At 72.3% G+C, this 25,698-nt stretch carries 21 protein-coding genes and 2 pseudogenes; 7 read left to right on the plus strand and 16 right to left on the minus strand.

What is annotated here, in order from left to right; all coding sequences use genetic code 11:
• Positions 1-105: 105 nt before the first annotated feature.
• The gene (locus OG432_RS06315; RefSeq protein WP_328308574.1) at positions 106-1,758 is read left to right on the plus strand and encodes an AMP-binding protein; all 1,653 of its coding nucleotides are present in this window, start codon (positions 106-108) and stop codon (positions 1,756-1,758) included.
• A 4-nt stretch (positions 1,759-1,762) separates the two neighbouring features.
• On the plus strand, positions 1,763-2,605 hold the full coding sequence (locus OG432_RS06320) for a PaaX family transcriptional regulator (RefSeq protein ID WP_328308576.1): 843 nt from the start codon (positions 1,763-1,765) through the stop codon (positions 2,603-2,605).
• A gap of 28 nt (positions 2,606-2,633) precedes the next feature.
• Here the strand turns inward: OG432_RS06320 and OG432_RS06325 are convergent, their stop codons facing one another.
• From OG432_RS06325 to OG432_RS06335, 3 genes are all read right to left on the minus strand, one after another.
• Positions 2,634-3,371, minus strand: coding sequence for an ATP-grasp domain-containing protein (locus OG432_RS06325; protein WP_443058553.1), 738 nt, complete (start codon positions 3,369-3,371; stop codon positions 2,634-2,636).
• 135 nt (positions 3,372-3,506) lie between these two features.
• On the minus strand, positions 3,507-5,834 hold the full coding sequence (locus OG432_RS06330) for a bifunctional salicylyl-CoA 5-hydroxylase/oxidoreductase (protein WP_328308580.1): 2,328 nt from the start codon (positions 5,832-5,834) through the stop codon (positions 3,507-3,509).
• A gap of 2 nt (positions 5,835-5,836) precedes the next feature.
• Complete coding sequence (locus tag OG432_RS06335) at positions 5,837-6,664, minus strand: enoyl-CoA hydratase family protein (RefSeq protein WP_328308582.1); 828 nt, start codon at positions 6,662-6,664, stop codon at positions 5,837-5,839.
• Between the two features lie 275 nt (positions 6,665-6,939).
• On the opposite strand from OG432_RS06335, the gene OG432_RS06340 reads away from it, so the two are divergent.
• Positions 6,940-7,395, plus strand: coding sequence for an ATP-binding protein (locus OG432_RS06340; protein ID WP_328308584.1), 456 nt, complete (start codon positions 6,940-6,942; stop codon positions 7,393-7,395).
• Here the strand turns inward: OG432_RS06340 and OG432_RS06345 are convergent.
• The 7 genes and pseudogenes from OG432_RS06345 to OG432_RS06375 form a co-directional block, all read right to left on the minus strand.
• The gene (locus tag OG432_RS06345) at positions 7,370-8,812 is read right to left on the minus strand and encodes an amino acid permease (RefSeq protein ID WP_328308586.1); all 1,443 of its coding nucleotides are present in this window, start codon (positions 8,810-8,812) and stop codon (positions 7,370-7,372) included. The two genes, OG432_RS06340 and OG432_RS06345, sit on opposite strands and share 26 nt — an antisense overlap.
• A gap of 147 nt (positions 8,813-8,959) precedes the next feature.
• A complete protein-coding gene (gene argF, locus OG432_RS06350; protein WP_328308588.1) occupies positions 8,960-9,991 on the minus strand; it encodes an ornithine carbamoyltransferase in 1,032 nt (343 codons plus the stop codon).
• 91 nt (positions 9,992-10,082) lie between these two features.
• Positions 10,083-11,315, minus strand: a complete 1,233-nt coding sequence (locus OG432_RS06355) for an arginine deiminase (protein WP_328308590.1) — start codon at positions 11,313-11,315, stop codon at positions 10,083-10,085.
• 209 nt (positions 11,316-11,524) lie between these two features.
• Positions 11,525-12,736 (minus strand): annotated as a pseudogene (locus OG432_RS06360) (polynucleotide kinase-phosphatase); the annotation flags it as partial.
• A pseudogene (locus OG432_RS06365) lies at positions 12,643-13,389 on the minus strand (3' terminal RNA ribose 2'-O-methyltransferase Hen1); the annotation flags it as partial. The pseudogenes OG432_RS06360 and OG432_RS06365, both read right to left, overlap by 94 nt.
• 47 nt (positions 13,390-13,436) lie before the next feature.
• Positions 13,437-14,375, minus strand: coding sequence for a homocysteine S-methyltransferase (mmuM, locus tag OG432_RS06370; protein WP_328308592.1), 939 nt, complete (start codon positions 14,373-14,375; stop codon positions 13,437-13,439).
• A 2-nt stretch (positions 14,376-14,377) separates the two neighbouring features.
• Entirely contained in the window at positions 14,378-15,307 is a 930-nt protein-coding gene (locus OG432_RS06375; protein ID WP_328308594.1) for an LLM class F420-dependent oxidoreductase, read from the minus strand.
• 248 nt (positions 15,308-15,555) lie between these two features.
• Here OG432_RS06375 and OG432_RS06380 point away from each other — a divergent pair, with 248 nt between their 5' ends.
• Positions 15,556-15,873: a hypothetical protein gene (locus tag OG432_RS06380; RefSeq protein ID WP_328315372.1), complete on the plus strand. Its 318-nt coding sequence runs from the start codon at positions 15,556-15,558 to the stop codon at positions 15,871-15,873.
• 366 nt (positions 15,874-16,239) lie between these two features.
• Here the strand turns inward: OG432_RS06380 and OG432_RS06385 are convergent, their stop codons facing one another.
• From OG432_RS06385 to OG432_RS06405, 5 genes are all read right to left on the minus strand, one after another.
• Complete coding sequence (locus tag OG432_RS06385) at positions 16,240-16,731, minus strand: DUF6099 family protein (RefSeq protein WP_328308596.1); 492 nt, start codon at positions 16,729-16,731, stop codon at positions 16,240-16,242.
• 126 nt (positions 16,732-16,857) lie between these two features.
• A complete protein-coding gene (locus OG432_RS06390; RefSeq protein WP_328308598.1) occupies positions 16,858-17,247 on the minus strand; it encodes a nucleotide pyrophosphohydrolase in 390 nt (129 codons plus the stop codon).
• Entirely contained in the window at positions 17,244-18,401 is a 1,158-nt protein-coding gene (locus tag OG432_RS06395; protein ID WP_328308600.1) for an AAA family ATPase, read from the minus strand. The genes OG432_RS06390 and OG432_RS06395 overlap by 4 nt, the downstream gene beginning before the upstream one ends.
• 82 nt (positions 18,402-18,483) lie before the next feature.
• Positions 18,484-18,873: a cell division protein SepF gene (locus OG432_RS06400; RefSeq protein WP_328308601.1), complete on the minus strand. Its 390-nt coding sequence runs from the start codon at positions 18,871-18,873 to the stop codon at positions 18,484-18,486.
• A gap of 200 nt (positions 18,874-19,073) precedes the next feature.
• A complete protein-coding gene (locus OG432_RS06405; RefSeq protein WP_328308602.1) occupies positions 19,074-19,484 on the minus strand; it encodes a Fur family transcriptional regulator in 411 nt (136 codons plus the stop codon).
• A 636-nt stretch (positions 19,485-20,120) separates the two neighbouring features.
• On the opposite strand from OG432_RS06405, the gene katG reads away from it, so the two are divergent.
• The 3 genes from katG to OG432_RS06420 all read left to right on the plus strand — a co-directional run bounded on the left by katG (position 20,121) and on the right by OG432_RS06420 (position 24,775).
• On the plus strand, positions 20,121-22,349 hold the full coding sequence (gene katG / locus OG432_RS06410; protein WP_328308603.1) for a catalase/peroxidase HPI: 2,229 nt from the start codon (positions 20,121-20,123) through the stop codon (positions 22,347-22,349).
• A gap of 754 nt (positions 22,350-23,103) precedes the next feature.
• The gene (locus OG432_RS06415; RefSeq protein ID WP_328308605.1) at positions 23,104-23,625 is read left to right on the plus strand and encodes a regulator component; all 522 of its coding nucleotides are present in this window, start codon (positions 23,104-23,106) and stop codon (positions 23,623-23,625) included.
• Positions 23,615-24,775 carry an MAB_1171c family putative transporter gene (locus OG432_RS06420; protein WP_328308606.1) on the plus strand — a complete coding sequence of 387 codons (1,161 nt, stop codon included), beginning with the start codon at positions 23,615-23,617 and terminating at the stop codon, positions 24,773-24,775. The genes OG432_RS06415 and OG432_RS06420 overlap by 11 nt, the downstream gene beginning before the upstream one ends.
• 54 nt (positions 24,776-24,829) lie before the next feature.
• Here OG432_RS06420 and OG432_RS06425 read toward each other — a convergent pair whose 3' ends face one another.
• Positions 24,830-25,675, minus strand: a complete 846-nt coding sequence (locus OG432_RS06425) for an SDR family NAD(P)-dependent oxidoreductase (protein WP_328308608.1) — start codon at positions 25,673-25,675, stop codon at positions 24,830-24,832.
• Positions 25,676-25,698: the final 23 nt, after the last annotated feature.

Raw genomic sequence — 25,698 nt, forward strand, 5'->3', positions numbered from 1 at the left:
CCGACACCGACCCGCACAGGGACCGGCACCCACCGCTCTATCGCGAACTGTTGACTGTCGTCATCCAAACGATACGCTCCACAGGCGACAAGGGGGCGATCCCATATGGAGCTGAAGACCTCAGCGCACGCCGACACCTTTTCCCGCGACCACCTGCCGCCCACCGACCAGTGGCCGGAGCTGGTGTTCGGTCCGCCGGTGCCGAGTTACCCCGAGCGGCTCAACTGCGGGGCGGAACTTCTGGACGCCACGATCGAGCGCTTCGGCCCCGACCGCCCCGCCTTCCGTACCGGCGCGGGCGAGGTCTGGAGCTACCGGGAGCTGCGCGACCGGGTCGACCGGATCGCCCACGTCCTGACCGGCGAGCTCGGCGTGGTGCCCGGCAACCGGGTGCTGCTGCGCGGCCCGACCACGCCGTGGCTCGCCGCCTGCTGGCTGGCGGTGATGAAGGCGGGCGCGGTCGCCGTCACCGTCCTGGCCCAGCAGCGCGCCCACGAGCTGGGCGTCATGTGTTCCATCGCGCGGATCAGCCACGCGCTGTGCGACGCCCGCGTCCTCGACGCCCTGGAGCAGGCCGGGGCGCCGGGGCTGCGCATCACGGCGTACGGCGGTGACGGGCCCGGGGACCTCCTGCGCCTGGCCGAGCGGGCCCCTGCCGAGCGGTACACGGCCGTGGACACGTCCGCCGACGACGTCGCCCTGATCGCGTTCACGTCGGGCACGACGGGGCGCCCCAAGGGCTGCATGCACTTCCACCGCGACGTGCTCGCCATCGCCGACACCTTCGCGCGGCACGTCCTGAAGCCGGCCTGCGACGACGTCTTCGCGGGCAGCCCCCCGCTCGGCTTCACCTTCGGGCTCGGCGGCCTCGTCGTCTTTCCGCTGCGGGCCGGAGCGTCGGCGCTGCTGCTGGAACAGGCCGGCCCCAAGCAGCTGTTGCCCGCGCTCGCCGAGCACCGCGTCTCCGTGCTGTTCACCGCGCCGACCGCCTACCGGACGATGCTGGAGGAGCTCGACGGCCACACGGGCCACGACGACCACGGCGGCCACGACCGCTACGACCTGAGCGCCCTGCGGCGCTGCGTGTCGGCCGGCGAGAACCTGCCGGCGGCGACCTGGCAGGCCTGGCACGAGCGGACCGGGCTGCGCATCATCAACGGCATCGGCGCCACCGAACTCCTGCACATCTTCATCTCCGCGGCCGACGACGACATCCGGCCCGGCACCACCGGAAAGCCCGTGCCGGGCTGGCAGGCACGCGTCGTCGACGCGCGGGGCGAACCCGTCGACGACGGCGAACCCGGCCTCCTGGCGGTGCGCGGGCCGGTCGGCTGCCGCTACCTCGCCGACGACCGGCAGCGCGCGTACGTACGGCACGGCTGGAACATCACGGGTGACACCTACGTGCGCGAGAGCGACGGCTGGTTCCGGTACGTGGCCCGCGCCGACGACATGATCATCTCGGCCGGGTTCAACATCGCGGGCCCCGAGGTCGAGGACGCGCTGCTGCGCCACCCCGACGTGACGGAGGCCGCGGTGGTGGGGCGGCCCGACGAACGGCGGGGCCATGTCGTCGTCGCCTACTGCGTGGTGAGGCCCGGGGTGGCACGCGGCGAGGAGACCGCGGCGCTCCTTCGCGACTTCGTCAGGTCCGAGCTCGTCCCGTACAAGTGCCCGCGCGAGATCGTCTTCCTCGACGCCCTGCCGCGCACCCCCACCGGTAAGCTCCAGCGCTTCCGGCTGCGGGAACTAGAGTGACGGCGTGGCCGAGCTGCACACTCCCCGATCCCTCATCGTGACGCTTTACGGCGCCTACGGGCGCGAGAGCGCCGGGTCCCTCCCCGTCGCCGAACTGATCCGACTGCTCGCGGCGGTCGGCGTCGACGCGCCCTCCGTGCGCTCGTCGGTGTCCCGGCTGAAGCGGCGCGGGCTGCTCGTGGCCCGGCCCACCGTGCTCGGCACGGCCGGCTACGCCCTGTCGGACGACGCCCGCCAGCTCCTGGACGACGGCGACCGGCGCATCTACGCCCCTCCCGCGCCCCGGGCCGCCGACGGCTGGGTGCTCGCGGTGTTCTCCGTTCCCGAGACGGAACGCAGCAAGCGGCACGTACTGCGCTCACGCCTGGCGGGCCTCGGCTTCGGCTCGGCGGCGCCGGGCGTGTGGCTCGCCCCGGCCCGACTGCACGACGAGACGAGGCACACCCTGGAACGCCTCCACCTCACCCCGTACGTCGACCTGTTCCAGGGCGAACACCTCGGCTTCGCGCCGACGGCCGAGGCGGTGGCCCGCTGGTGGGACCTGCCCGCCATCGCCCAGCAGCACGAACGGTTCCTCGACCGCCACGAGCCGGTGCTCCGCGCATGGGAGGCGCGGCCACCCACCGCTCCCCCCAGCACGGAGACCGCGTACCGGGACTACCTCCTCGCCCTGGACTCCTGGCGCCGCCTCCCGTACGCCGACCCGGGCCTGCCCGCCGAACTCCTCCCCCGCACCTGGCCAGGAGCCCGCTCCGCCGACGTGTTCGCCCGCCTGCACGGGCTGCTGCGGGACGCGGGGGCGGCATTCGTACGCGGTTCGCTGCCGAGCCTCGAACCGCGCTCCTGAACGCGGCCGTCGACGGCGATGCCGGCCGTCAGCTGCCCCCGGGCGTACGGCCTGTGTCCCGGCAGAACGCGAGGTCCCGCCCGGTCGCCCGCGCTCTGGGGCCCGACGAGCGCAGGACGACGTCCAGGACACGGTCGGGGTCGGCGGCGTAACAGTTGCTGAACCAGGCCATGTTCGCCTCGACCACCGCCCATGGGGCGGCGGTGCCCGGCGCGGGCGCGGTCAGCAGCCCGATGTCCACCACCACGGCGCTCGGCAGCGTGTGTCCGCAGGTGGTGAGGAGGTCGTCGGCGAACTCCCGTACCGCGTCGTGCAGCCGGTGGCCTTCCAGGGGAGCGGCGTCGAGGCGGCCGAAGGTCGCGTACTGCGCGCCGGTGTGCACCTGGCCGTCGAGGAGGAACAGGCGGAACTCGGTCGCCCACGTCACCACGGAGCTGACCAGTACCTGCGTGTCCGGCCCGAGGTCCGGTCCGCTGGGGAGCCGGCCGCCATCGGCGTAGACGGCCGCGGGGAAGCTCTTGTCGCTGGGCGGCTTGATGAACGCCGGCCCGGTCAGGTGGCGTGCCTCGGCCAGGGTCGTCGTGGTGACGCGACGGCGGGTGAAGGCACGGGGCAGCGTGGCGAGCCACGCATCGGCCGGCTCCAGGAGCGCGATGCCGAGGTCGTCGACCACGCGCGCGGCGTACGCGGGGCCGCCGTAGTAGTGGCCGCCGCGCCTTCCCCGCAGGGCGCCCGCGGCGCCTGCCGCAAGCAGCTCCACATCCATACCCCGCCGCCGCGCCGACGCCGAGAGCAGCTCTCGCGTCGTGGTGTACTGCGGCGCCAGCGCCAGGAAACCGTTGTTCTTCACGTTCGCCGACGATGTCACAGGCCCCGCGGACCGGTTCGGGCCGTCCGGGGCTCAGTTCAGTCGGAGGCGGGGGCGCGGGGCGTCGGTGCGGCCCGTGGGAGGGGGGCGGCTGCCTGCCCGGTAGGGCAGGGGCCAGGTGGCGCCGGGGCCCGTGTAGGCCTGTTCGGCGGCGGCGTGCAGGGTCCAGTGCGGGTCGAACAGGTGGGGGCGGGCCAGCGCGCACAGGTCGGCGCGGCCCGCCAGCAGCAGGGAGTTGACGTCGTCCCAGGAGGAGATGGCACCGACGGCGACGACCGGGAGGCCGAGCTCGTTGCGGATCCGGTCGGCGAACGGCGTCTGGTAGGAGCGGCCGAATTCGGGGCGTTCGTCGGGGACGACCTGGCCGGTGGAGACGTCGATGGCGTCGGCGCCGTGCGCGGCGAACGCGCGGGCGATCTCGACGGCGTCCTCGGCGGTGGTGCCGCCGTCGGCCCAGTCGGTGGCGGAGACGCGCACCGTCATGGGCCTGTCGGCGGGCCAGACGGCGCGGACCGCGTCGAAGACTTCGAGGGGGTAGCGGAGCCGTCCGGCGAGGGAACCCCCGTAGGCGTCGGTGCGTTGGTTGGTGAGAGGGGAAAGGAATCCGGAGAGCAAGTACCCGTGGGCGCAGTGCAGTTCGAGGAGGTCGAATCCGCAGTCGGCGGCGCGGCGGGCCGCCGCCGTGAACTGGTCGCGGATGTCGGTGAGCCCCGCGCGGTCCAGGGCGTGGGGGATCTGGTTGACGCCGGGCCGGTAGGGCAGCGCCGAAGCGGCGGCGACGGGCCAGTTGCCCGCGTCGAGCGGCTGGTCCATGCCGTCCCACATGAGCTTGGTCGAGCCCTTGCGCCCGGAATGGCCGAGCTGGACGCCGAGGGCTGTGCCGGGTGCCTGGGCGTGTACGAACGCCGCGATCCGCCGCCACGCGTCGGCCTGCTCGGCGGTGTAGAGGCCGCCGCAGCCGGGGGTGATGCGGCCCTCGGGGCCGACGCACACCATCTCGGTCATGACCAGGCCGGCGCCGCCCAGCGCACGGGCACCCAGGTGCACCAGGTGGAAGTCCCCGGGGACGCCGTCCACCGCCGAGTACATGTCCATGGGTGAGACGACCACGCGGTTCTTCAGTTCGAGGCCGCGCAGCCGGAAGGGGGTGAACATCGGCGGGGTGCCCGGCGGACAGCCGAATTCCCGCTCGACGGTGTCGGTGAAGCCGCTGTCGCGCAGCCGCAGATTGCCGTGGGTGACCCGGCGGCTGCGGGTGAGGAGGTTGAAGGCGAACTGCCGGGCGGGCTGGCCGAGATAGCGGTCCAGCTCCTCGAACCAGCGCAGGCTCGCGGCGGCCGCGCGCTGCGTCGACTCCACGACGGGCCGGCGCTCGCTCTCGTACGCGGCCAGGGCCGTCGGCAGATCGGGTCGCTCCTCGATGCACGCGGCCAGCGCGAGGGCGTCCTCGACGGCGAGCTTGGTGCCGGAGCCGATGGAGAAGTGGGCGGTGTGCGCCGCGTCGCCCAACAGCACCGTGTTGCCGTACGACCAGCGGTCGTTGACGACCGTACGGAAGGCGGTCCATGAGGAGTTGTTGCCGCGCAGGGGCCGTCCGCCGAGGGCGTCGGTGAAGATCTTCGCGCAGTGTTCGGCGGACGCCCGCTCGTCGAGCGTGTCGAATCCGGCGGCCGTCCACACCTCCTGGCGCATTTCGACGATGACCGTGGAGGCGTCGGCGGAGTAGGGGTATCCGTGCAGCTGCATCACGCCGTGCTCGGTCTCGGCGATCTCGAACCGGAAGGCGTCGAAGGCGAAGTCGGCGGCGAGCCAGATGTAGCGGCAGCGGTGCGTCGTGATGCGGGGTGCGAAGTGACCGGCGTGCGCGGCACGGGTGAGGCTGTGCACCCCGTCGGCGGCGATCACCAGGTCGTAGGCGGTGGCGAGTTCGGCGGCGGGCGGCGCGTCGGCGCGAAAGCGCAGGTCGACGCCGAGGGTGCGGCAGCGCTCGTGCAGGATCTCCAGGAGCCTGCGCCGGCCGAGCGCGGCGAAGCCGTGGCCGCCGGAGGTGAGCGTGCTCCCGCGGTGCACGATGTCGATGTCGTCCCACCGGACGAACTCCTCGCGCAGCGCCCGGTAGACGGCCGGGTCGGCGTGCTCGATCCCGCCGAGGGTCTCGTCGGACAGCACGACCCCGAAGCCGAAGGTGTCGTCGGGCGCGTTGCGCTCCCACAACGTGATGGACCGCGCCGGATCGAGCCGCTTGAGCAGCGCCGCGGCGTAGAGCCCGCCGGGGCCGCCACCGATGACGGCGATCCGCAGCGGGGTCTCGACGGCGCGGGCGGCGGGCTCGGGGGCGTTGGCCGTGGGGGGTGGGGGCATGCCTAGCGGCCCTGCCATTTCGGGGGGCGTTTTTCCGTGAACGCGGCGTGGAATTCGGCATAGTCCTCGCCGTTCATCAACAGGGCCTGGGTCGCCGCGTCCAGTTCGACGGAGGCCGCGAGCGGCATGTCGAGTTCGGCGGTGAGCAGCGCCTTGGTCTGCGCGTACGCGAGGGCGGGGCCGTCGGCGAGGCGGCGGGCGAGTGCGGCGGCGCGCTCGTCCGCGCGGCCCTCGTCCGTCAACTCGCTGAGCAGGCCGATGCGTTCGGCCTCGGGGGCGCGCACCGGCTCGCCGAGCATGAGCAGCCGGGTGGCGTGGCCGAGACCGACGACGCGGGGCAGCAGATAGGCGGCGCCCATGTCGCCGCCCGACAGGCCCACCTTGGTGAACAGGAACGCGAAGCGCGCGGTGGGATCGGCGATGCGGAAGTCGGCCGCGAGGGCGAGCACCGCGCCGGCGCCCGCGGCGACGCCGTGGAGGGCCGCGATCACCGGGAAGGGGCACTCGCGGATCGCGCGGACGACCTGGCCGGTCATGCGGTTGAAGTCGAGGAGCTCGGCGGTGTTCATGGACAGGGTGGCGCCGATGATGTCGTCGACGTCGCCACCGGAGCAGAAGCCGCGCCCCTCGCCGGCCAGGACCAGGGCGCGCACGGAGCGTTCCCTCGACAGTTCGGCGAGCAGGTCGCGCAGGTCGGCGTAGGCGCCGAAGGTCAGCGCGTTCAGTTTCTCGGGCCGGGCGAGGGTGACGGTGGCGACCCCGTCGGCGATCGAGAGCCGCAGATGGCGCCAGTCCTCGGTGCGGGGTGCGGAGCTGGGAAAGGGGCTCATCGGGGGCTGCGGCCTCCTTCGGCGGGGCGGCGGGCCGCCGCTGCTTCTGCTGCCTGCCCCACGAAGGTATCACTCCTGTGTGACTGTCGTCACGAGTACGCGATACGCCTCGTCGGGCGGCCCAGAGGCCAAGGTCCCGCGCTCCGATGCCCCACGGCCCGGCGTCCCCCGACCGGCTCCCCTATGACCTCGCGCCGCGTCTTCGTACCGTAGAGGGCAGGACGACTCCCCCTGCCTCTCCACGAGCTCCTCGCCACCCGAACGGAAACCTCCCCTTGCCCGAGCCTTCCGGCCCCGACGGCGCCGCGCCCTCCGTGTGGCGCATCGCGCTCCCCCACACCGCCGCCGCGGTGCCGATCGCCCGCGCCCTGATCCGTACGGCGCTCGCGGACATCGACGCGGGCGTGGACGACGGCGCGCGCGCCGACAGCGACACGGCCGAGCTGCTCACCGCGGAGCTCGTGGCCAACGCCGTCGAGCACACCGCGGGCGAGGCGCCGATAGAGCTGGTGGTGGAGCTGCTCGCCTCGGGCTGTCAGGTCGAGGTGCACGACGGCTCGCCGGTGCCGCCGGGCGATCTGAGCGGACCGGAGCCCGGCCCGCACCCCGATCCGTGGCAGGAGCACGGCCGGGGCCTGCTCCTCATCCGCACCTTGAGTTCGGCCTGCGGCCACCGCCCCACCGCGCACGGCAAGGCGGTCTGGTTCACGCTGCCGGGCCGCCCCCGGTGACCAGCCGCGAGCGCGCGCGGCCGTAGAAGGCGTACAGGAGCGATCCGGCCAGCAGGAACACGGCGAACTGGAGCCAGGTGGTCCAGCCCGTTCCGTACATCAGATAGAGGCAGAAGCCGACGCCCAGGACCGGGCTGACCGGGTAGAGCGGCACACGGAACGAGCGCTTCAGGTCCGGCTCGGCGCGGCGCAGCGCGATCACGGCGACGTTCACGACGGCCATGACGGCGAGGGTGCCGATCGTGGTCAGGTTCACCACGGCGTCGAGCGACGCGAACGCCGCGGGCACCGCGAAGACCAGGGCGACGATCCAGGTGTTGGCGGCCGGCGTCGCGGTCTTCGGCGAGACCCGCTCGAAGACGCGCGGGACCAGCCCGTCGCGGGACATCGACATCAGGATGCGGGTCTGGCCGTACATCACGGCGAGCACCACCGAGGCGATCGCGACGACCGCGCCGAACGCGATGACACCGCCGCCGAACGCCGACCCGGTGACCTGGTTGACGATCAGCGACAGCGCGGCGGGCTTGTCGCCGACGGCGTCCGCGCCCAGCCCGCCGATCGCGGCCACGGCGACCGAGCAGTACAGCAGGGTGACCAGGCCGATGCAGATCATGATCGCTATCGGGATGTTCTTGCGCGGGTTCTTCACTTCCTCGCCGGCCGTGGTGATGGCGTCGAAGCCGATGTACGAGAAGAAGGCCAGTGAGGCGCCGGCGGTGACTCCGGCGGCGCCGTGGGTGGCGAACGGCGAGAGGTGGCCCGCCTCGAAGGCCGTGAACGCGATCGCCAGGAACAGCAGCAGGATCCCGATCTTGAGGACGGCCATGGCGGCCGTCGCCCGCGCGCTCTCGCGCACGCCGCGCACCAGGAGCGTCGCGGCGAGCAGGATGACGACGACGGCCGGGAGGTTGACCACGCCGCCGTCGCCGGGCCCGGCGCTGAGCGCGGAGGGCAGCTGCCATCCGACGAGGCTGTCGAGGAGTTCGTTGAGGTACTGGCTCCAGCCGACCGCGACCGCGGAGACCGAGACGCCGTACTCCAGGAGCAGGCACCAGCCGACCAGGAAGGCGGCGCGCTCGCCGAGCGTGGCGTAGGCGAAGGAGTACGAGGAGCCGGAGACGGGGATCGCGCCGCCGAGCTCGGCGAAGGCGAAGGCGGTGAACACACAGGTGATCGCGGCCAGCACGAACGAGAGGACCACGGCGGGGCCGGCCTTGGCGACGCTGTCGGAGAGCCCGACGAAGATGCCGGTGCCCACGATCGCGCCGACGCCGAAGCACACGAGCTGGAAGAGCCCCATCGTGCGGCGCAGGCCGTGTCCTTCGAGGTCGGCGCCGGATTCGGCGATGAGCTGCCGCGGCGGTTTGATCCGCAGGCGGTCGGCCGGGCTGGTGGCGGGGTGGGGGCGCCGCATGACGGGGGTCTCGTTCCTGGTCGTACGCACCGCGGCCGGGCAGGGGCCGCGCACAAAGAAAGCGGGGCCCGAGCGTGCGAGCTCGGACCCCACCAAGAAGCGACATAGTAGCCACCCCACCGCATGTGCACCCAATCGGGCACATCCCTATGCGGCACCTGCGCGGGCGGCCCCGGGCCGGTCGCCGAGCGTGGCCACCATGATCGCCTTGATGGTGTGCAGCCGGTTCTCCGCCTCGTCGAAGACGACCGAGTGCGCCGATTCGAAGACCTCGTCGCTCACTTCGAGCTCGGCGAGTCCGAACTGCTCGAAGATGTCGCGGCCGACCTGGGTGGAGAGGTCGTGGAAGGCGGGCAGGCAGTGCAGGAACTTGACGCCGGGGTTGCCGGTGGCGCGCAGCACGTCCATGGTCACCGCGTACGGGGCGAGCGCCTTGATCCGCTCGGCCCAGATCTCCTGGGGCTCGCCCATCGAGACCCAGACGTCGGTGGCGACGAAGTCGGCGCCCGCCACGCCGTCCTCGACGGACTCGGTGAGGGTGATGCGGGCGCCGCTCGCCGCCGCCGCCTCGCGCGCCTGCGCGACGATCTCCTCGGCCGGCCAGTACGCCTTCGGCGCGACGATCCGCATGTCCATGCCGAGCAGGGCTCCGGTGACGAGGTAGGAGTTGCCCATGTTGAAGCGGGCGTCCCCCAGGTAGGCGAAGACGACCTCGGTCAGCGGCTTGTCCGTGTGCTCGGTGACGGTCAGGACGTCGGCGAGCATCTGGGTGGGGTGCCAGTCGTCGGTCAGGCCGTTGTAGACCGGCACGCCGGCGTGGGCGGCGAGGGTCTCGACGGTGTCCTGCCCGTCACCGCGGAACTCGATCGCGTCGAACATCCGGCCGAGGACCCGGGCGGTGTCGCGCGGGGACTCCTTCTTGCCGATGTGCGAGCCGGCCGGATCGATGTACGTCGTCGACGCCCCCTGGTCGGCGGCGGCCACCTCGAAGGAGCAGCGGGTACGGGTCGAGGACTTCTCGAAGATGAGCGCGATGTTGCGGCCGCGCAGCCGCTGGACCTCGGTGCCCGCCTTCTTGGCGGCCTTGAGGTCGGCGGCGAGCGTGACGAGCCCGAGGAACTCCTCGGCCGTGAAGTCCAGCTCCTTGAGGAAGTGGCGGCCTGCGAGGTCTATCGCCATGGTGGCTGCTCCTGGGGGACGGGTCGGGGGGCGTGCTGGGGCGTCCGGCGCGACCGGACCTAGCTGGAAGTCTATACGTTTGAGCGCATCACTATACGGCATCGCGTTCGACCGGACAGCTCATGCACCGCGGGCCTCCCCTCCCCCGGCCCAGTTCGCTGCCCCGGATCTCGATCACCTCGATGCCCTCCTTGCGCAGATGCGTGTTGGTCGTCACATTGCGCTCGTACGCGACGACCACCCCCGGCTCGACGGCGAGCACGTTGCAGCCGTCGTCCCACTGCTCGCGCTCCGCGGAGTGCACGTCCTGGGTGGCGGTGAGCACCCGGATCCGGTCGAGGCCGAGGGCCGCCGCGATCGCCCGGTGCATGTGCTCCGGCGGATGGTCGGTGACCTTGAGCTCCTGCTCGCCGGCGCCCGGCTCGATCGTGTACGAGCGGAGCATGCCGAGGCCCGCGTACTGAGTGAAGGTTTCTTCGTCGACCATCGTCATCACCGTGTCGAGGTGCATGAACGCCCGGCGCTTGGGCATGTCGAGCGCCACGATGGTCTGCGCCGAACCCGCCGCGAACAGCCCGCGGGCCAGCATCTCGACGGCCTGCGGGGTGGTCCGCTCGCTCATCCCGATCAGCACCGCCCCGTTGCCGATCACCAGGACGTCACCGCCCTCGATCGTCGAGGGGTAGTCGCGCTGACCCTGCGACCAGATGTTGAACGGGCCCGCCTCGGCGCCCCTGAACAGCGGGTGGTGCCGGTAGATCGCCTCGAAGTGCACGGTCTCGCGCTGCCGGGCCGGCCAGCGCATCGCGTTGATCGAGACACCGTCGTAGATCCATGCGGAGGTGTCGCGGGTGAAGAGGTGGTTGGGCAGCGGACCGAGCAGGAAGTCGTCCAGGTCCATCGCGTGGAAGCGCACCGACGTGGGCTCCGGATGGCCCTCCAGGAACTCCCGTTTGGTCATCCCGCCGACCAGCGCCTCCGCGAGATCCGCGTCCGGCAGGTCGTCGAACGCCGCCCGCAGATGGTCCGTCGCGAGCGGCCCGTACTCCTTCTCGTCGAAGACCCGGTCGAGGACGAGCGCGCGGGCCTGCGGGATCCCCAGCGACTCGCGCAGCAGGTCCCCGAAGAGGTGCACTTCGACCCCTCGGTCGCGCAGCACGTCGGCGAACCCGTCGTGCTCCTGTCTGGCCCGGCGCACCCACAGCACGTCGTCGAAGAGCAGCGCGTCCTTGTTGCTGGGCGTGAGCCGCTTCAGCTCCAGGTCCGGCCGGTGGAGTATGACGCGGCGCAGCCGCCCTGCCTCGGAATCGACATGGAATCCCATGCCCCCATCCTGTCCCGCCCCGGCCCGCCTCACCCGGCAAACACGGCCGCCGCGGGGCGGGACGGGGAGCGGGACGGCGGGGGGCGGGCCCGCCGTCGAAGCGGCCGACGGGCCGCACGCGGCCCGCGGCCGGCCGGATCGGGCCCGGTGGCCGGCCGGCCCGGGGCCCCGCTCACCGCCGCGGGGCGGCCGGGTCCGGGCCCGCAGGCTCAGAGGCGGGGGTCGACCGGTTCCGACTCCAGCGCCAGCACCGCGAAGACCGCCTCGTGGATCCGCCACAGCGGCTCACCGTCGGCGAGGCGTGCGAGCGCTTCGAGGCCGAGCGCGTACTCGCGCAGCGCCAGCGAGCGTTTGTGTCCGAGCGAACGCTGCCGCAGCCGGTCGAGGTTGTCCGGGCGCGTGTACTCGGGACCGTAGATGATCCGCAGGTACTCGCGGCCGCGCACCTTGATGCCGGGCTGGACGAGCCGGCCCCGGCCGTCGCGGGCCAGCGCCTGGAGCGGTTTGACGACCATGCCCTCGCCGCCCGCGCCGGTGAGCTCCAGCCACCAGTCCACGCCGGCCCGCACCGAGGCCTCGTCGCCGGTGTCCACGACCAGGCGGCGGGTGCGCTGGACCAGTCCCGTCGCATCGTGCTCGGCCAGCCGGTCGAGCCGGGCCAGCTGCTCGTCGTGGGGCACCCCGGCGAAGCTGCGGCCGTGTCCCGCAAGGATCTGGAAGGGCGCGATCCGTACACCGTCGAGCCCGTCCGTGGTCCAGCAGTAGCGCCGGTAGGCCTGGGTGAACGCTGCGGCGTCGGCGGCGCGTTCACGCTGGTGGCCAAGGAGCTCCGCCACCTCCACACCTCGGGCCGACGCTCTTTCGAGCGCCTGGACGGCAGCCGGGAACACGGCCCCCGACGCGGCGCCCACCGCGGCGTACTGCGAGCGCAGCAGCCCCGACGCCTTCAGCGACCACGGCATCAGCTCGGCGTCCAACAGCAGCCAGTCCGTGGCGAGTTCGTCCCACAGCCCGGCTGCGGTCACCGCCGTCCGCAGCCGCCCGAGAACCTCCTCGGTGAGGGCCGCGTCGTCGAAGAACGGCCGTCCGGTCCGGGTGTGCAGCACCCCGGTCGCTCCGCCCGCGCCGAACCGCTCCCGTGCCACCTCCGTGTCGCGGCAGACCAGCACCACCGCCCGCGAACCCATGTGCTTCTCCTCGCACACGACCTGGGCGACGCCGTCCTTCCTGTACTGCGCGAACGCTTCCGCCGGGTGTTCGAGGAAGCCGTCCTGCGCCGAGGTCGCCGTCGGCGCCATCGTCGGAGGCAGGTAGGTGAGCAGCCTCCGAGCCGCTCCATCGCCTGGCGGGCCAGGCCGCCGCGCCGCGCGAGGTACCGGCTGGTGATCAGCTTCCGCTCGGGGTGGTCGGCGAGCCAGCCGTCACCGGCCCGCAGCAGCTTGTCCACCTCGTCCGGCGCGACCCAGTAGTGCTTGGCGTCGTCGAGCACGGGCAGCAGGACGTACAGCTGCCGCAACGCGTCGGCCAGTCGCAGCTCGCCTTCGAGGACGAGGCGCACATACCGCGAGTCGCCCCACTGCGGGAACTGCCCGTCCAGCGGTATGGGTTCGGCGCTCACCGTGTCCCATCCGAGCGGCCCGAACAGCTGGTGCACGAGGTCCGCGCCGCCGCGCGCGGGCAGCGACGGCACCTCGATGCGGAGCGGCATCGACATCGCGGCCCGCTCCGGCATCGCCGCGCACACCCCGCGCAGTGCACTCTTGAAGACGGTCGACATGGCGACCGACATCAGCGACGAGGCCGCATAGGGACGGTCGTTGACGTACTGCGCGAGCGCCGTGTCCGGTGCGCCGCCGCGGCCCTTCCCCTGCCCGCGCCGGACCAGCGCGATCGGATCCACCTCCAGGAGCAGCGCGGCCGTGCAGCGCTCGGCGGTCGCCTCCGGGTAGAGGACGTGCGCGGTGCCGTGGGAGGTCGAGAAGCGCTGCGCGTTGTCGGGATGCTTGTGCAGCAGGAAACCGAGGTCGGTCGCGGGGCGCTCAGGGGTGCCGGTGGTGGTGATTGCCAGGAACACGCAGCCGAGTATTGCCTGGTCCAGGCCGCGCGCACCAAGGGTTTTCGCTACCCACGCATGCCGTGGATCCGCGCCGCCACCTGGGCGATCAGGGCCGGCCCGACCCGGCAGCACCCTCCGACGAGCCGCGCCCCGGACGCCGTCCACTCATCGGCCCGCGCCGCGTCGAAGCTCACGTCGCCCGTCCAGCGACGGCGCTCCGCGTCCCACCGCTCGCCGCTGTTGGGGTAGACCACCACGGGCTTGCCCGAGGCCGATGCCGCGAGCGGCACCGCCCGGCCCGCGTCAAACGGGGTGCAGCAGTTCGCCCCGACGGCGATGACCTGGTCCCGTCCTGCGGCCAGACCGAACGCCTCGGCCAGGTCCTGCCCGGCCCGCGTGCACCCGCCCTCGATGCTGTACGAGAGCCACACCGGCACCCCGCAGCCCTCGACCGCCCGCAGCAGCGCCTCCGCCTCGTCGATGTCGGGCACCGTCTCCAGGGCCAGCACATCGGGCTCCTCGGCCACCAGCGCCTCGATCCGGGGCCGGTGGAAACGCTCCAGCTCCCGCACGCTCAGCCCGTACCGTCCCCGGTACTCGCTGCCGTCGGCCAGGAAGGCGCCGTAGGGACCGACGGACGCCGCCACCCAGACGCCGTCCGCCGATCCTCCGGCCGAATCCTCCGCTTGCGTCAACTGGCCCGCGGTACGGGCTAGTTGAATGCTGGAGGCCATGAGACGTCCGGCCTCGTCACGGCTCAGGCCCCGGCGAGCGAACCCTTCGAACGTCGCCTGATAGCTGGCCGTGGTCAGGACTCGGGCGCCCGCCCCTACATACGCCGCGTGTGCGGTCCGGATCTGCCCCGGGTCGTCCGCCAGCAGCCGGGCCGACCACAACGCGTCGCTCAAGTCGCAGCCCTGGTCGCCCAGTTGGTTGGACAGACCGCCGTCAAGGACCACCGGCCCCCGCGCGAGGGCCGCGGCGAGCGTCCGGGCGGGCCGCACGGTCAGGCCCCGGTCAGCTGGGTCAGCACCTGCGCCGAGATCAGTTCGAGATGGTCCAGGTCGTGGAGGTCGAGCAGTTGCAGGTAGATGCGCGACGAGCCGGTCGCCTCGTACTTGCCGATCTTCTCGACGACTTCGGCGGGCGAGCCCGCGAGGCCGTTGGCCTTGAGTTCCTCCACGTCCCGTCCGATGGCCGCCGCGCGACGGGCCACCTCCGCGTCGTCCTTGCCGACGCAGACCACCAGCGCGTTGGAGTACACGAGGTCGTCCGCCCTGCGCCCGGCGGCTTCGGCGGCCGCCCTCACCCGGGTGAACTGCCGTTCGCTGTCCTCGATGGAGGCGAACGGGATGTTGAACTCGTCGGCGTACTGCGCGGCCAGGCGCGGGGTGCGGGTCGCCCCGTGCCCGCCGATGAGGACGGGCACCTTGGCCTGCGCGGGCTTGGGCAGCGCGGGTGAGTCGCTCAGCTGGTAGTAGGTGCCCTGGTAGTCGAAGGTCCGGCCCACCTCGGTGGCCCAGAGCCCGGTCACGATGGCCAGCTGCTCCTCCAGCCTGGCGAACTTCTCCTTCGGGTAGGGAATGCCGTACGCCTTGTGCTCGTCCTCGAACCAGCCCGCGCCCAGGCCGAGTTCGACCCGGCCGCCGGACATCTGGTCGACCTGGGCGACCTGGATGGCGAGGACGCCCGGCAGGCGGAACGTACCCGCGGTCATCAGCGTGCCGAGGCGGATGCGGTTGGTCTCGCGGGCGAGCCCGGCCAGGGTGATCCAGGCGTCGGTCGGGCCCGGCAGCCCGTCGGCGGTCCCCATCCGGAGGTAGTGGTCGGAGCGGAAGAAGGCGTCGAAGCCGAGGTCTTCGGTGGCCTTGGCGACGGTCAGGAGGGTGTCGTAGCCGGCGCCCTGCTGGGGTTCGGTGAAGATGCGAAGATCCATGGCTCCATCCTGCACCGTGGAGCCGCCGTCAACCCTGCCTCCACGACTCCCGTGACGAATGCCCGGTCGGGTGAATATTGGCCTTTCTGGCGGTTCACGCCCCCTCTGACCAGTGACGTTGAGGCCCAACGGTCGTTGGCTCGGGCGGAGCCGGAGTGCCCGGCCCGCGTGTCGGCGGCCGTGGCCGGTACGTCGACCGATTCTCCGCCCTCCGCCCCTGCCGGAGGGCTCGGGCCGAGGAGGCCGCCATGTCCCAGGAAGCCGTGCCGGAACAGACTGTGCCGCAGCAGTCGGCGGCGCACTCCGCATCCGAGCAGAAGGGTGCACCCAAGGGGCTGTTGCAGCAGATGGAGGAGCTGATGGCGGCGCTGAGCGCGGACCTGACCCAGCTGGACGCCGACCTCCAGTCCACCACCGCCGACCGCACGCCGCACGCGAACGGAGCGGGCGAGGCCCCGCAGACGGACGAGTCCAGCGAGACGCCGCGGGCGGGCAGGAACGAGGAGCCCCAGGAGCACCCGGAACACGAGGGCCGCCAGGAGCAGCAGAGCAGTCCTCAGCCGTAGGAGTGGCGGGACAGGAGTGGGGAGCGGCCGGCGGTCGGTCGGCGATCCGGCGATGCGCCGGTGCTGGACTTGGCGGGGGTCTCCGCAGTCGCCGCGGCATCGGCCCGGCACCACCTGCAGGCGATCGCGGCGCACCCCCACGACGCCCCGCTCTCGGCGCGAGCCCCGCGCGCCCTGCCGCGCGGCGGGACCCCCGACAGTGCCGACGCGTTCCTGGCCGCCTGCCGTGCGACGCGGCACGTTCGGCCCCACCGGCCCACCTCGGCCCCACAGGCCCGTCTCAGGGCCGCTCCCCAGGACCCGGCCCGCAAGAGCTGCCCGCGCGGAGGCGCCGCGGAGCCGGGACGGACCCGGCTCCGCGCCCCTTCAGGGCGGACCCGTCGTCGAGTCGCGGAGCACCCCGGTCGATCTCTCCTCGCTCCGCACGGTCAGGCGGCGCAGCATTCCGCGGACGCGGTCGGTGGATTCGTCGGCCGCGTCGATGGCCTCCATGCACTGCCAGTACAGGCTCTCGTCGTCCGTGGCGCAGGCCACCGAGACCAGAGCCATGGCGACGTCACCCAGAAGCTCCGCCAGGGAGGTCAACGCGCTCGCCGCGTCCCCCACTTCGGACAGCTGAGTGGCTCTGACTGCGGCCCGCCGGAGGCCGGGGTGGTCCAGGACCGCGCAGCCCCGGCTGCCGGCTTCGCCGAGGCCGCGGGCCTCGCCTCTCAGCTCCGGCGGACCGGTGGCAGCGAGGTGGCCGCCGATCGACTGGGCGAGTGCCTGCGCCTGCCAGGCCTCCGCCACGATGTCGAGCACCGCCCGACTCTGGGTCAGTGCGTGCCGGCTGACTTTTAAGAGCCTTACCGCATCCATCCGATGCCCCCGTTTCCTGTGCCGGACCCGGCATTCGTGTCCACTACCTAGAGTGAGCTTGCCCGGCCCGGAAAGCCAGAGGAAATCGGAAATCTGTGCACAGCAAGGCGATTGTGAGCATCTCGGTCACTCAAAAGAGTGACTCTCCGTGTTCGTGGGCGAGTTGGGCGGGCCGAGCGGGGGCTTCGGACGTTCAGGGACCGGAAAGCGCACTTCGTTGCGGTCGATCTTGGCGGCGAGCGCCGCGAGGGCGTCGATGCCGAGGACCTCGCAGAACTGGAGCAGATAGGCCAGGACATCGGCGACCTCGTCCGTGACGCGGTGGGCCTTGTCCGGGTCGCTCATCACCCGGTCCGACTGTTCCGGCGTGAGCCACTGGAAGATCTCGAGGAGTTCGGATGCTTCGACGCTGAGGGCGGCGACGAGGTTCTTGGGGGTGTGGTACTGCTGCCAGTCGCGGGCGGCGGCGAATGCGGCGAGCCTGCGTTGCAGGGCCGCTACGTCGAGTTGGGTCACGGCTGCAGGTCTACCACTGTCGCCCCGTGGGTTTCCCGGGCCCCGTCCGCGCTGCCGACCGCGGCGAGGAGCCGGATGTGGCCCCTCGCGCACATCTCGGCCGCGAGGGCGATGAGTTCGCGGGTCTGACGGGGGTCGAGTGCGCGGTCGAGCCCGTCGGCGAGGACGGTAAGGGTCTGCATGGCCGGGGGCACTTCGGCAACGGTGTCGACGGCGAGGACGCCGGGACCCGTGAGCAGGACGAGGGCGAGCGCGAGATAGCGCAGTTCGCCTTCGCCGAGTCGTCCGACGGGGGTGCCGTGCCGGTTTCCGCCGCGCGCGAGGACGGCACGTACCGTACCGTCGGCGAGTTCTTCGGCGGTCAGGCCGGTGACGGTGCCGTGGCAGCCGGCACGGGCCGCGGTGACGAGACGGCCGTGGCGGATGCCGCATTCGGTGCGGGTGCGGAGCAGGACCTCGGCGAGGTTGTCGCAGCCGCGCCGCAAGCGGCCGCCCGCGGCCCCCTGGGTGGGCACGACGGGGGCGCGCATGCCCTGCGGCTGGGGGTCGCAGGGAAACACCGAGCGCAGGGCGACGACGACTTGTTCCGCCGCCGCGAGGACGTGCCGTTGGCCCTCCGTCTTGCCCGCGACGCGCAGCGGCAGCAGCGCGGTGCCGAGACGGTCGTCGGGAAGGGGGGCACGGGTGACGGGGACCGCGCCCGCGGTGTGCCAGGCCGCCTGGACGGTGGAGCGGCTCGGGTCGCGCAGCGCGGTGCTCAGGAGGGTCTGTCCCTCACTGGTCAGACGTTCGCCGACGACGCGGAGTTCCGGTTCGGCCTGCACGGCGAGGTCGAGGCGGACCGGACCGGCCGGACCGTCGACGGTGCAGCCGATACGGAAGCCGCGCCGCCCCTGCGCGTCCGCGTCGGCGCGCTCCGGCACGCAGCCGACGGGATCGCGGAAAACGGCCCCCAGCGCGGCGCCGGAGCCGAGTCTGGCGAGCGCCTCGAACGCCTCGATGACGCTGGACTTGCCGCTGCCGCTCGGCCCCGTGAGCAGGGTGAGGGGGCCGAGCGGGATGGCCGCCCCCCGGTGCGTCCTGAAGGCGGACAACCGTAATTCGGTGACGGTGGGTCGATCGGGCCGGCTGTTTTTGTCACTGTTGGTGGTCATGGCTCGGACCGTACGCAGCCCGAAAACTGACGAACCGTTCCGCCTCGTCGACCTTCCTACGAATGAGGGACGGGGACGGGGATCAGGGCTGTGGGAGGGCCGCCGCGGCGACGCCTTCCACTTCGGTGCCGACCGGCGCGAGCAGGAAGACGTTGCGGTCGACGCGGTGCATTCCGCTGCCCAGGCCGAACACGACACCGGTGCTGAAGTCGAGGATCCGCTTGGCGACTTCGGGGTCCGCGCCGGTCAGGTCGAGCAGGACCGGGATCTGGGCCATGAGGTAGTCGGCCACCTCGCGGGCGTCGGCGAAGATCTGCACCCGCAGGACGACGAAGCGCCGCTGCTCGGCCGTGGCGTAGTCGCCGGGGATGGTCTCGTGGTCGACTCTGGACGGCCATTCGTTGCGGCCGCGCAGCGGAACGACCTGGGCGAGGCCCTCCCACTGTTCGTCGGTGACGTCGTACCTGCTCACCGGACCACCTCGCCCACGTGCTGTATTTGCATCCGGCCATGATGACGCCGCTCACCCGTTCAGCCCAACTTCGACACGGCTGCGGGAGTGTCGGTCATGACTCGTTTCACTCAGGGCGCCCCACCCGGGCGCCACCGGGCCGCCCGTCGGCCACGCGCGGGAGCTGCCCGTCGGCCACGCGCGGGAAAGCCGCCCGTCGGCTACGCGCAGGACGGGCACAGCCCGCGGTAGGTGACCTCGGCCCGCGACAGCGTGAAGCCGAAGCGCTCCTCCGTGGGGAGGTCGGCCAGGCGGTCGCCGCCCGGGTGGACGTCGCGGATGGTGCCGCAGCCGGAGCACACCAGGTGGTGGTGCGGGCGGTGGGCATTGGGGTCGTAGCGCTTGGCGCGGCCATCGGTCGAGAGCTCCATGACCTCGCCGAGCGACACGAGCTCGCCCAGCGTGTTGTACACGGTCGCCCGGGAGATCTCGGGCAGCAGCTCGGCGGCGCGGCCGTGCACCTCGTCCGCCGTCAGATGGACGTGGTCGCCGTTCAGGACCTCCGCGACGACACGCCGCTGGGACGTCATCCGCCAGCCGCGCCCTCGCAGCCGTTCGAGCAGGTCACTCATGCCGTTCACCTGTCCACGGTTCGGGGTTGGATGGATACGCGCAGTGTGCCGGAGGGGACGGCCGCGTTCCGAAGGGATATGGATTTGGTGTTTTTCTTGACTTGGATTTGGTCCATCGTAGGATCGATATCACCGATAGCCTAGGGACAAGAAGGCTCCAGCACACCACCACTGCGACACATCACCAGGAGACGCATTCGTGATGGGGGATCGCCGCCGCGAAGGCGCGGGACACCGGGCCGCGGGCGCGTGCCGTCCGCCGCGCGCCGCAGGCCGGACCGCCGCAGGCCGGACCGCTGCCGGCCGCCCCGGTCCCGGCCGCCCCGGCTGTCACCGGGCCCCGGTCGGACGGTCACCCCACGCTCACCGCGACGGCTTCCGGGACGCGTGATCATGTGGGCCGTAGTCTTTGCCAAGTCGTGTACACGGCCCTCCACTTGCCCGGCTCTCCGGCTGCGGGGCGCGCCGCGTCACGGCCCGTCCCGGCCGCCCGCCGAGCCGGGGCCCCGCCGGCCACGTCCGCCCGTGCGAGCGCGCGACGGAGGAGACCGGCACCGCCCGCCGGGGCCCGCCCCGGCAGGCCCACAAGCCCGCAGTTCCTGAGCACCGTGATCCACCGAGCCAAGAAGGATTGCCATGTCCGAGAACCCCGATGCAATCGTCACCGACCCCAAGACGGAGGGCACGACCGGTTGCCCGGTCCTGCATGACCGCGCCCCGCACCCCACCCAGGGCGGCGGAAACCGTCAGTGGTGGCCGGAGCGGCTCAACCTGAAGATCCTCGCCAAGAACCCCGCGGTGTCCAACCCGCTGGGCGAGGAGTTCGACTACGCCGAGGCCTTCAAGTCCCTCGACCTCCCCGCCGTCAAGCGGGACATCGCCGCGCTGCTCACGGACTCGCAGGACTGGTGGCCCGCCGACTTCGGCAACTACGGCCCGCTCATGATCCGTATGGCGTGGCACAGCGCGGGCACGTACCGCATCAGCGACGGCCGTGGCGGCGCCGGTGCCGGTCAGCAGCGGTTCGCCCCGCTCAACAGCTGGCCGGACAACGTGAGCCTCGACAAGGCCCGCCGCCTGCTGTGGCCGGTCAAGAAGAAGTACGGCCAGAGCCTGTCCTGGGCCGACCTGCTGGTCCTCACCGGCAATGTCGCCCTGGAGTCGATGGGCTTCAAGACCTTCGGCTTCGGCGGCGGGCGCGCGGACGTGTGGGAGCCCGACGAGGACGTGTACTGGGGCCCCGAGACCAACTGGCTCGACGACAAGCGCTACACCGGCGACCGCGAGCTGGAGACCCCGCTCGGCGCGGTCCAGATGGGCCTGATCTACGTCAACCCCGAGGGCCCCAACGGCAACCCGGACCCGATCGCCGCGGCGCGTGACATCCGCGAGACGTTCCGCCGCATGGCGATGAACGACGAGGAGACCGTCGCGCTGATCGCGGGCGGCCACACCTTCGGCAAGACGCACGGCGCCGGCCCCTCCGAGTCGGTGGGCAACGACCCCGAGGCCGCCTCCCTCGAGCAGCAGGGCCTCGGCTGGAAGAACACCCACGGCACCGGCGTGGGTCCCGACGCGATCACCAGCGGCCTCGAAGGCATCTGGACGGACACGCCGACCGCCTGGGACAACAGCTTCTTCGAGATCCTCTTCGGCTACGAGTGGGAGCTGTTCAAGAGCCCTGCGGGCGCGCACCAGTGGCGGCCGAAGGACGGCGCGGGCTCGGACACCGTGCCGGACGCCTTCGACGCGTCGAAGAAGCACGCCCCGACGATGCTGACGACCGACCTCGCCCTCCGTCTCGACCCGGCGTACGAGCAGATCTCGCGGCGCTTCCTGGAGAACCCCGAGGCGTTCGCCGACGCCTTCGCCCGCGCGTGGTTCAAGCTGACCCACCGCGACATGGGCCCCGTCGTGCGCTACCTCGGCCCGGAGGTGCCGGCCGAGGAGCTGGTGTGGCAGGACCCGCTGCCGGCCCGCTCGTACGACCTCGTCGACGCCCAGGACATCGCCTCCCTCAAGGAGCAGATCCTCGGCTCGGGCCTCACGGTGGCCCAGCTCGTCTCGACGGCGTGGGCCTCCGCGTCGTCGTTCCGCGGCAGCGACAAGCGCGGCGGCGCCAATGGCGCGCGCGTGCGTCTCCAGCCGCAGATCGGCTGGGAGGTCAACGAGCCCGACGAGCTCGCGGCGGTCCTGCGCACGCTCGACGGCATCCGGTCGTCCTTCAACTCCGCGCAGAGCGGCGGCAAGGAGATCTCGCTGGCCGACCTGATCGTGCTGGCCGGTGCGGCGGGCGTCGAGAAGGCCGCGAAGGACGGCGGCACCTCCGTCGAGGTCCCCTTCACGCCGGGCCGCGTGGACGCCTCGCAGGAGCAGACCGACGTGGAGTCCTTCTCCGCGCTCGAGCCGACGGCCGACGGGTTCCGCAACTACCTGGGCAAGGGCAACCGCCTGCCGGCCGAGTTCCTGCTGCTCGACCGGGCGAACCTGCTGACCCTGAGCGCCCCCGAGCTGACCGTCCTCGTCGGCGGCCTGCGCGTCCTGGGCGCCAACCACCAGCAGTCGGCGCACGGCGTCCTCACCGAGAACCCGGGCTCGCTCACCAACGACTTCTTCGTCAACCTGCTCGACCTGGGCACGACGTGGAAGTCGACGTCCTCGGACGAGTCCACGTTCGAGGGCCGTGACGGCTCGGGCAACGTCAAGTGGACGGGCACCCGCGCCGACCTGGTCTTCGGCTCCAACTCCGAGCTGCGCGCGGTCGCGGAGGTCTACGCGAGCGACGACGCGAAGGAGAAGTTCGTACGGGACTTCGTCAAGGCGTGGGACAAGGTCATGAACCTGGACCGGTTCGACCTCGTGTGACCATGTGAGCGTCCGACCGCGTGACCCGGCCCTTCCCGGCCCGCCGCCCGCCCCCGACCACCACCCCGGGGGCGGGCGGCGCCGTGTCCGGCCCGGCAGGGAACCCCCTCGCGCCCAGGTCCGTCCGCGGGTACGAATCCGGGGCGCGGGGTACGAGGTGCGGGCGGAACCAACGGCAGGATTGCGCCAAACACGGGCGGGAGGCCGGGCTCGTACGTTCGACAGGGCGGACGGCTCATTACGCTGGGGTGGCAGAAAGTCGGTCAGGGCCGGAAAGCGGTCCCTGCGCACGGGGGTTGGAGACATGAGCGGGAACGCCAGGGCCGACGCCGACGCACACCATCCGCCGGCCGCGCCGCGACGTCTCGGCGGTATGCCCGGCGCTTGTCACCGGGGCGTTCGAGCGCCCGTCCCCGGAGCCGCCGGGAGGCGCCGGGAGAAGGCACCCCGGGCCCTGCCCACCAGGAGCCGGCGCGAACGCGCCGTCGGACGCCCCGGAACGGACGGACGCGCCAGAACGGACGGACGCGCCAGAACGGACCGACACCTCGGAGCGGGCCGGCACCTCGGAGCGACCGGACGCATCAGAACGGACCCGGCTCACCGCCCCGTCTTGTGAGGCATGTGAGGCCCGCCCCGTGGTCCCGACGGACGGCCCCCGAAGACACCCGCTTGTGCACGTGGAGAGGGCCCTTCCAGCGTGCTGTGCCCGGCGACAGTGGAAGGCGCGACAGTGGAAGGCGGCAGAGAGCCAGTGCGGACAACCGGCGCGTACGAGGAATTGCAACGCAGGTGCCTCGCGATCCTGCGTGATCTCGGCGTGGAGCGTTCCCTGCCCTTCGACGCCGTCTGCGCGCGGGTGGAGGAGCTCCGGGGCCGCCGCCTGGTCCTGCGGGAATTGCCGGAGGAGGCCGCACTGAGCGGGGTCTGCGGACTCTGGCTCGGCACCGACACCGCCGACTACATCTTTTACGAGGCCAGGACCGCGCCCTTGCACCGCGAGCACATCGTCCTGCACGAAATCGGCCATGTGCTGTGCGATCACCGCCGTGACGTCGCGGCCACGGCCGACGGCCCGGCCGGTCCGCCGGACGGCGACCTCCAGCCGCAGCTCGTCAAACGCCTCATGGCGCGCAGCAGTTACACCACCCGCGAGGAGCAGGAAGCGGAGATGATCGCCAGCCTGATCCAGAGTTCGGGGAAGCCCAGCCGTCTGGCGGGCCCGATGGGACGGCTCGGCGCCTTCCTGGGATTGACGGTCGCCGGTGACGAGTGATCGTGTGGTGCGTGAACTGGCGGACTTCATCGGCCTGTTCGGCGTCCTCGTGCTGTGGGCCGCCCTGCTCTGGCGGGCCCTTCCGGCGTTGCGCCGTCCCGCGCAGCGCGGGCTGTGGCTCACCGTCCTCACGGCGACCATCGCCATCACCCTGTTCCAGCCCAGGGTCGTCCAGTGGCTCATGAGCGCCGGGGCGGGCGCCCACCTGGTGTCGCTGACCCGCAATGTGCTCGGCGTGCTGAGCGCCGGCCTCGTCCTCCTGTTCGTCGTCGACTCCACCCGCTCGCGCCGGCTTCAGGCCACCGTGGTCGCGGGCCTCGCCGCGGCGATGGGTTCGCTGCTCGTGCTCGACCGGTTCGGCATCGATCAGTCGGGTTCGCTGATGGCCCTGCAGGGGCCGGCCGACCCGTCGACCCTGTACTGGCTGATCCTCGTCGCCGCACACCTGCTGGGCGACGCCGTCGCCGTGGTCGTCTGCTGGGACTACAGCAGGCGCGCCGACGACCGCGATCTCGTATGGTCCCTGCGGCTGTTCGCGGCGGGAAGCGTCCTGGCCATCGTGTTCTGGAGCGGCTACCTGTTCAACCTGTGCTTCCACACCGCCGGTACGCTCCCCTACCTCTCCCTGGTCATCAGCGTCCACGGCCTGTTCCGCGCGGCGTCGCTCCTCGTGCCCACCGCGACCGCGTGCGCCAGGTCGGCGTCGGACCTGCGCACGACGTGGGCGCTGTGGCCGCTGTGGCGCGATCTGGTCGTCGCCGTACCTCAGGTGACCTTGACCAGACCGCAGCGGTCCCGGGTCCAGGACGTGCTGCGCCCCCGCTCCCCGCTGTCCCTCCAGGCACACCGCCAGACCATCGAGACGTACGACGCGATGCTGGAGCTTCAGCAGTACGTCAGGCCCGACGCGTACGAACAGGCGCTCCTGCGGGCGCGGCACGCGGGCATGTACGGCGACCGGCTGACGGCTGCCGCGCTCGCCGGCGCCCTCGACCAGGCACGGCGCGCCAAGCTGGCGGGCGCGCCGCCCTCCGCGCCGCGCCCGCTGCCCGGCGTCGACCGCGGCAGCACGGTGACCCTGCTCGCGATCGCCCGGATGTGGCCTGCCGTGTCGGGCAGCGGCGCCACGGGTGCGGTGCGATCGGGGTGACGTTCGCGCGCGTCACGTCCGCGCCGGGGTGACACCCGCGCCGGGCCGTGGGCCTCAGAGCGCGGCTTCGTCCCGCGGTGTGATCCGGAAGTCGAACGCGAGGGTCCCGGGGTCGAGGGCGGTGGCTCCGCCGTCGATGGTGAGCACGGAACCGTTGACGTAGGAGGATGCCGGGGAGAGCAACCAGCTGATGGCTTCGGCGACTTCGCGCGGCTCGGCCGGGCGGCCCATGGGCAGGAGCCGGGTGGCTTCGGCGTACGCGGCCTCGGCGCCCCCGCCCCCGAGGCCGGCCTCCTCGGCGAAACGGCTCATGCGCCGGTCGGCCATCTCGCTCCGCACCCAGCTGGGGCAGACGATGTTGGAGCGCACTCCCACGTGCCCGTAGTCGACGGCGACGGAACGGGCCAGCTGCAACAGGGCCGACTTGGACACGGCGTACGGTGCGTTGCCGCGGCCGTTGCGCAGCGCGGACACGGATGCGACGGAGACCACCGCGCCGCGCGTGTCGATCAGGTGCGGCATGGCGGCGCGCAGGAGCAGCAGCGGTCCCGTGACGTTCGTCCGCATGACCTCGTCCCAGTCGTCCAGGGACATGTCACCGACCGTTCCGCCGCGCCCGATACCGGCGTTGAGGACGACGCCGTCGAGCCGCCCGTAGGTGTCGAGGGCGGCGCGCACGAGACTGTCGGCGGCCTCGGGGGTCCCCACGTCACAGGGGTGCGCCAGCGCTCCGCTCTCCCGAGCGAGCCGCTCCAACGGTTCGACCCGCCGCCCGCCGGCCACCACGCAATGCCCCCCTTCCCGCAACAACCGGGCGCTGGCCTCCCCGATCCCGGACCCGGCACCGGTGACGATGACAACTCGCTTGTCGTTCCTTGCGGCAACTGACGTGTCGTTCATTGCGGTTCAGCCTTCTGATCGAG

The sequence above is a fragment of the Streptomyces sp. NBC_00442 genome, assembly GCF_036014195.1.
In the GTDB taxonomy this organism is placed as follows: Bacteria; Actinomycetota; Actinomycetes; order Streptomycetales; family Streptomycetaceae; genus Streptomyces.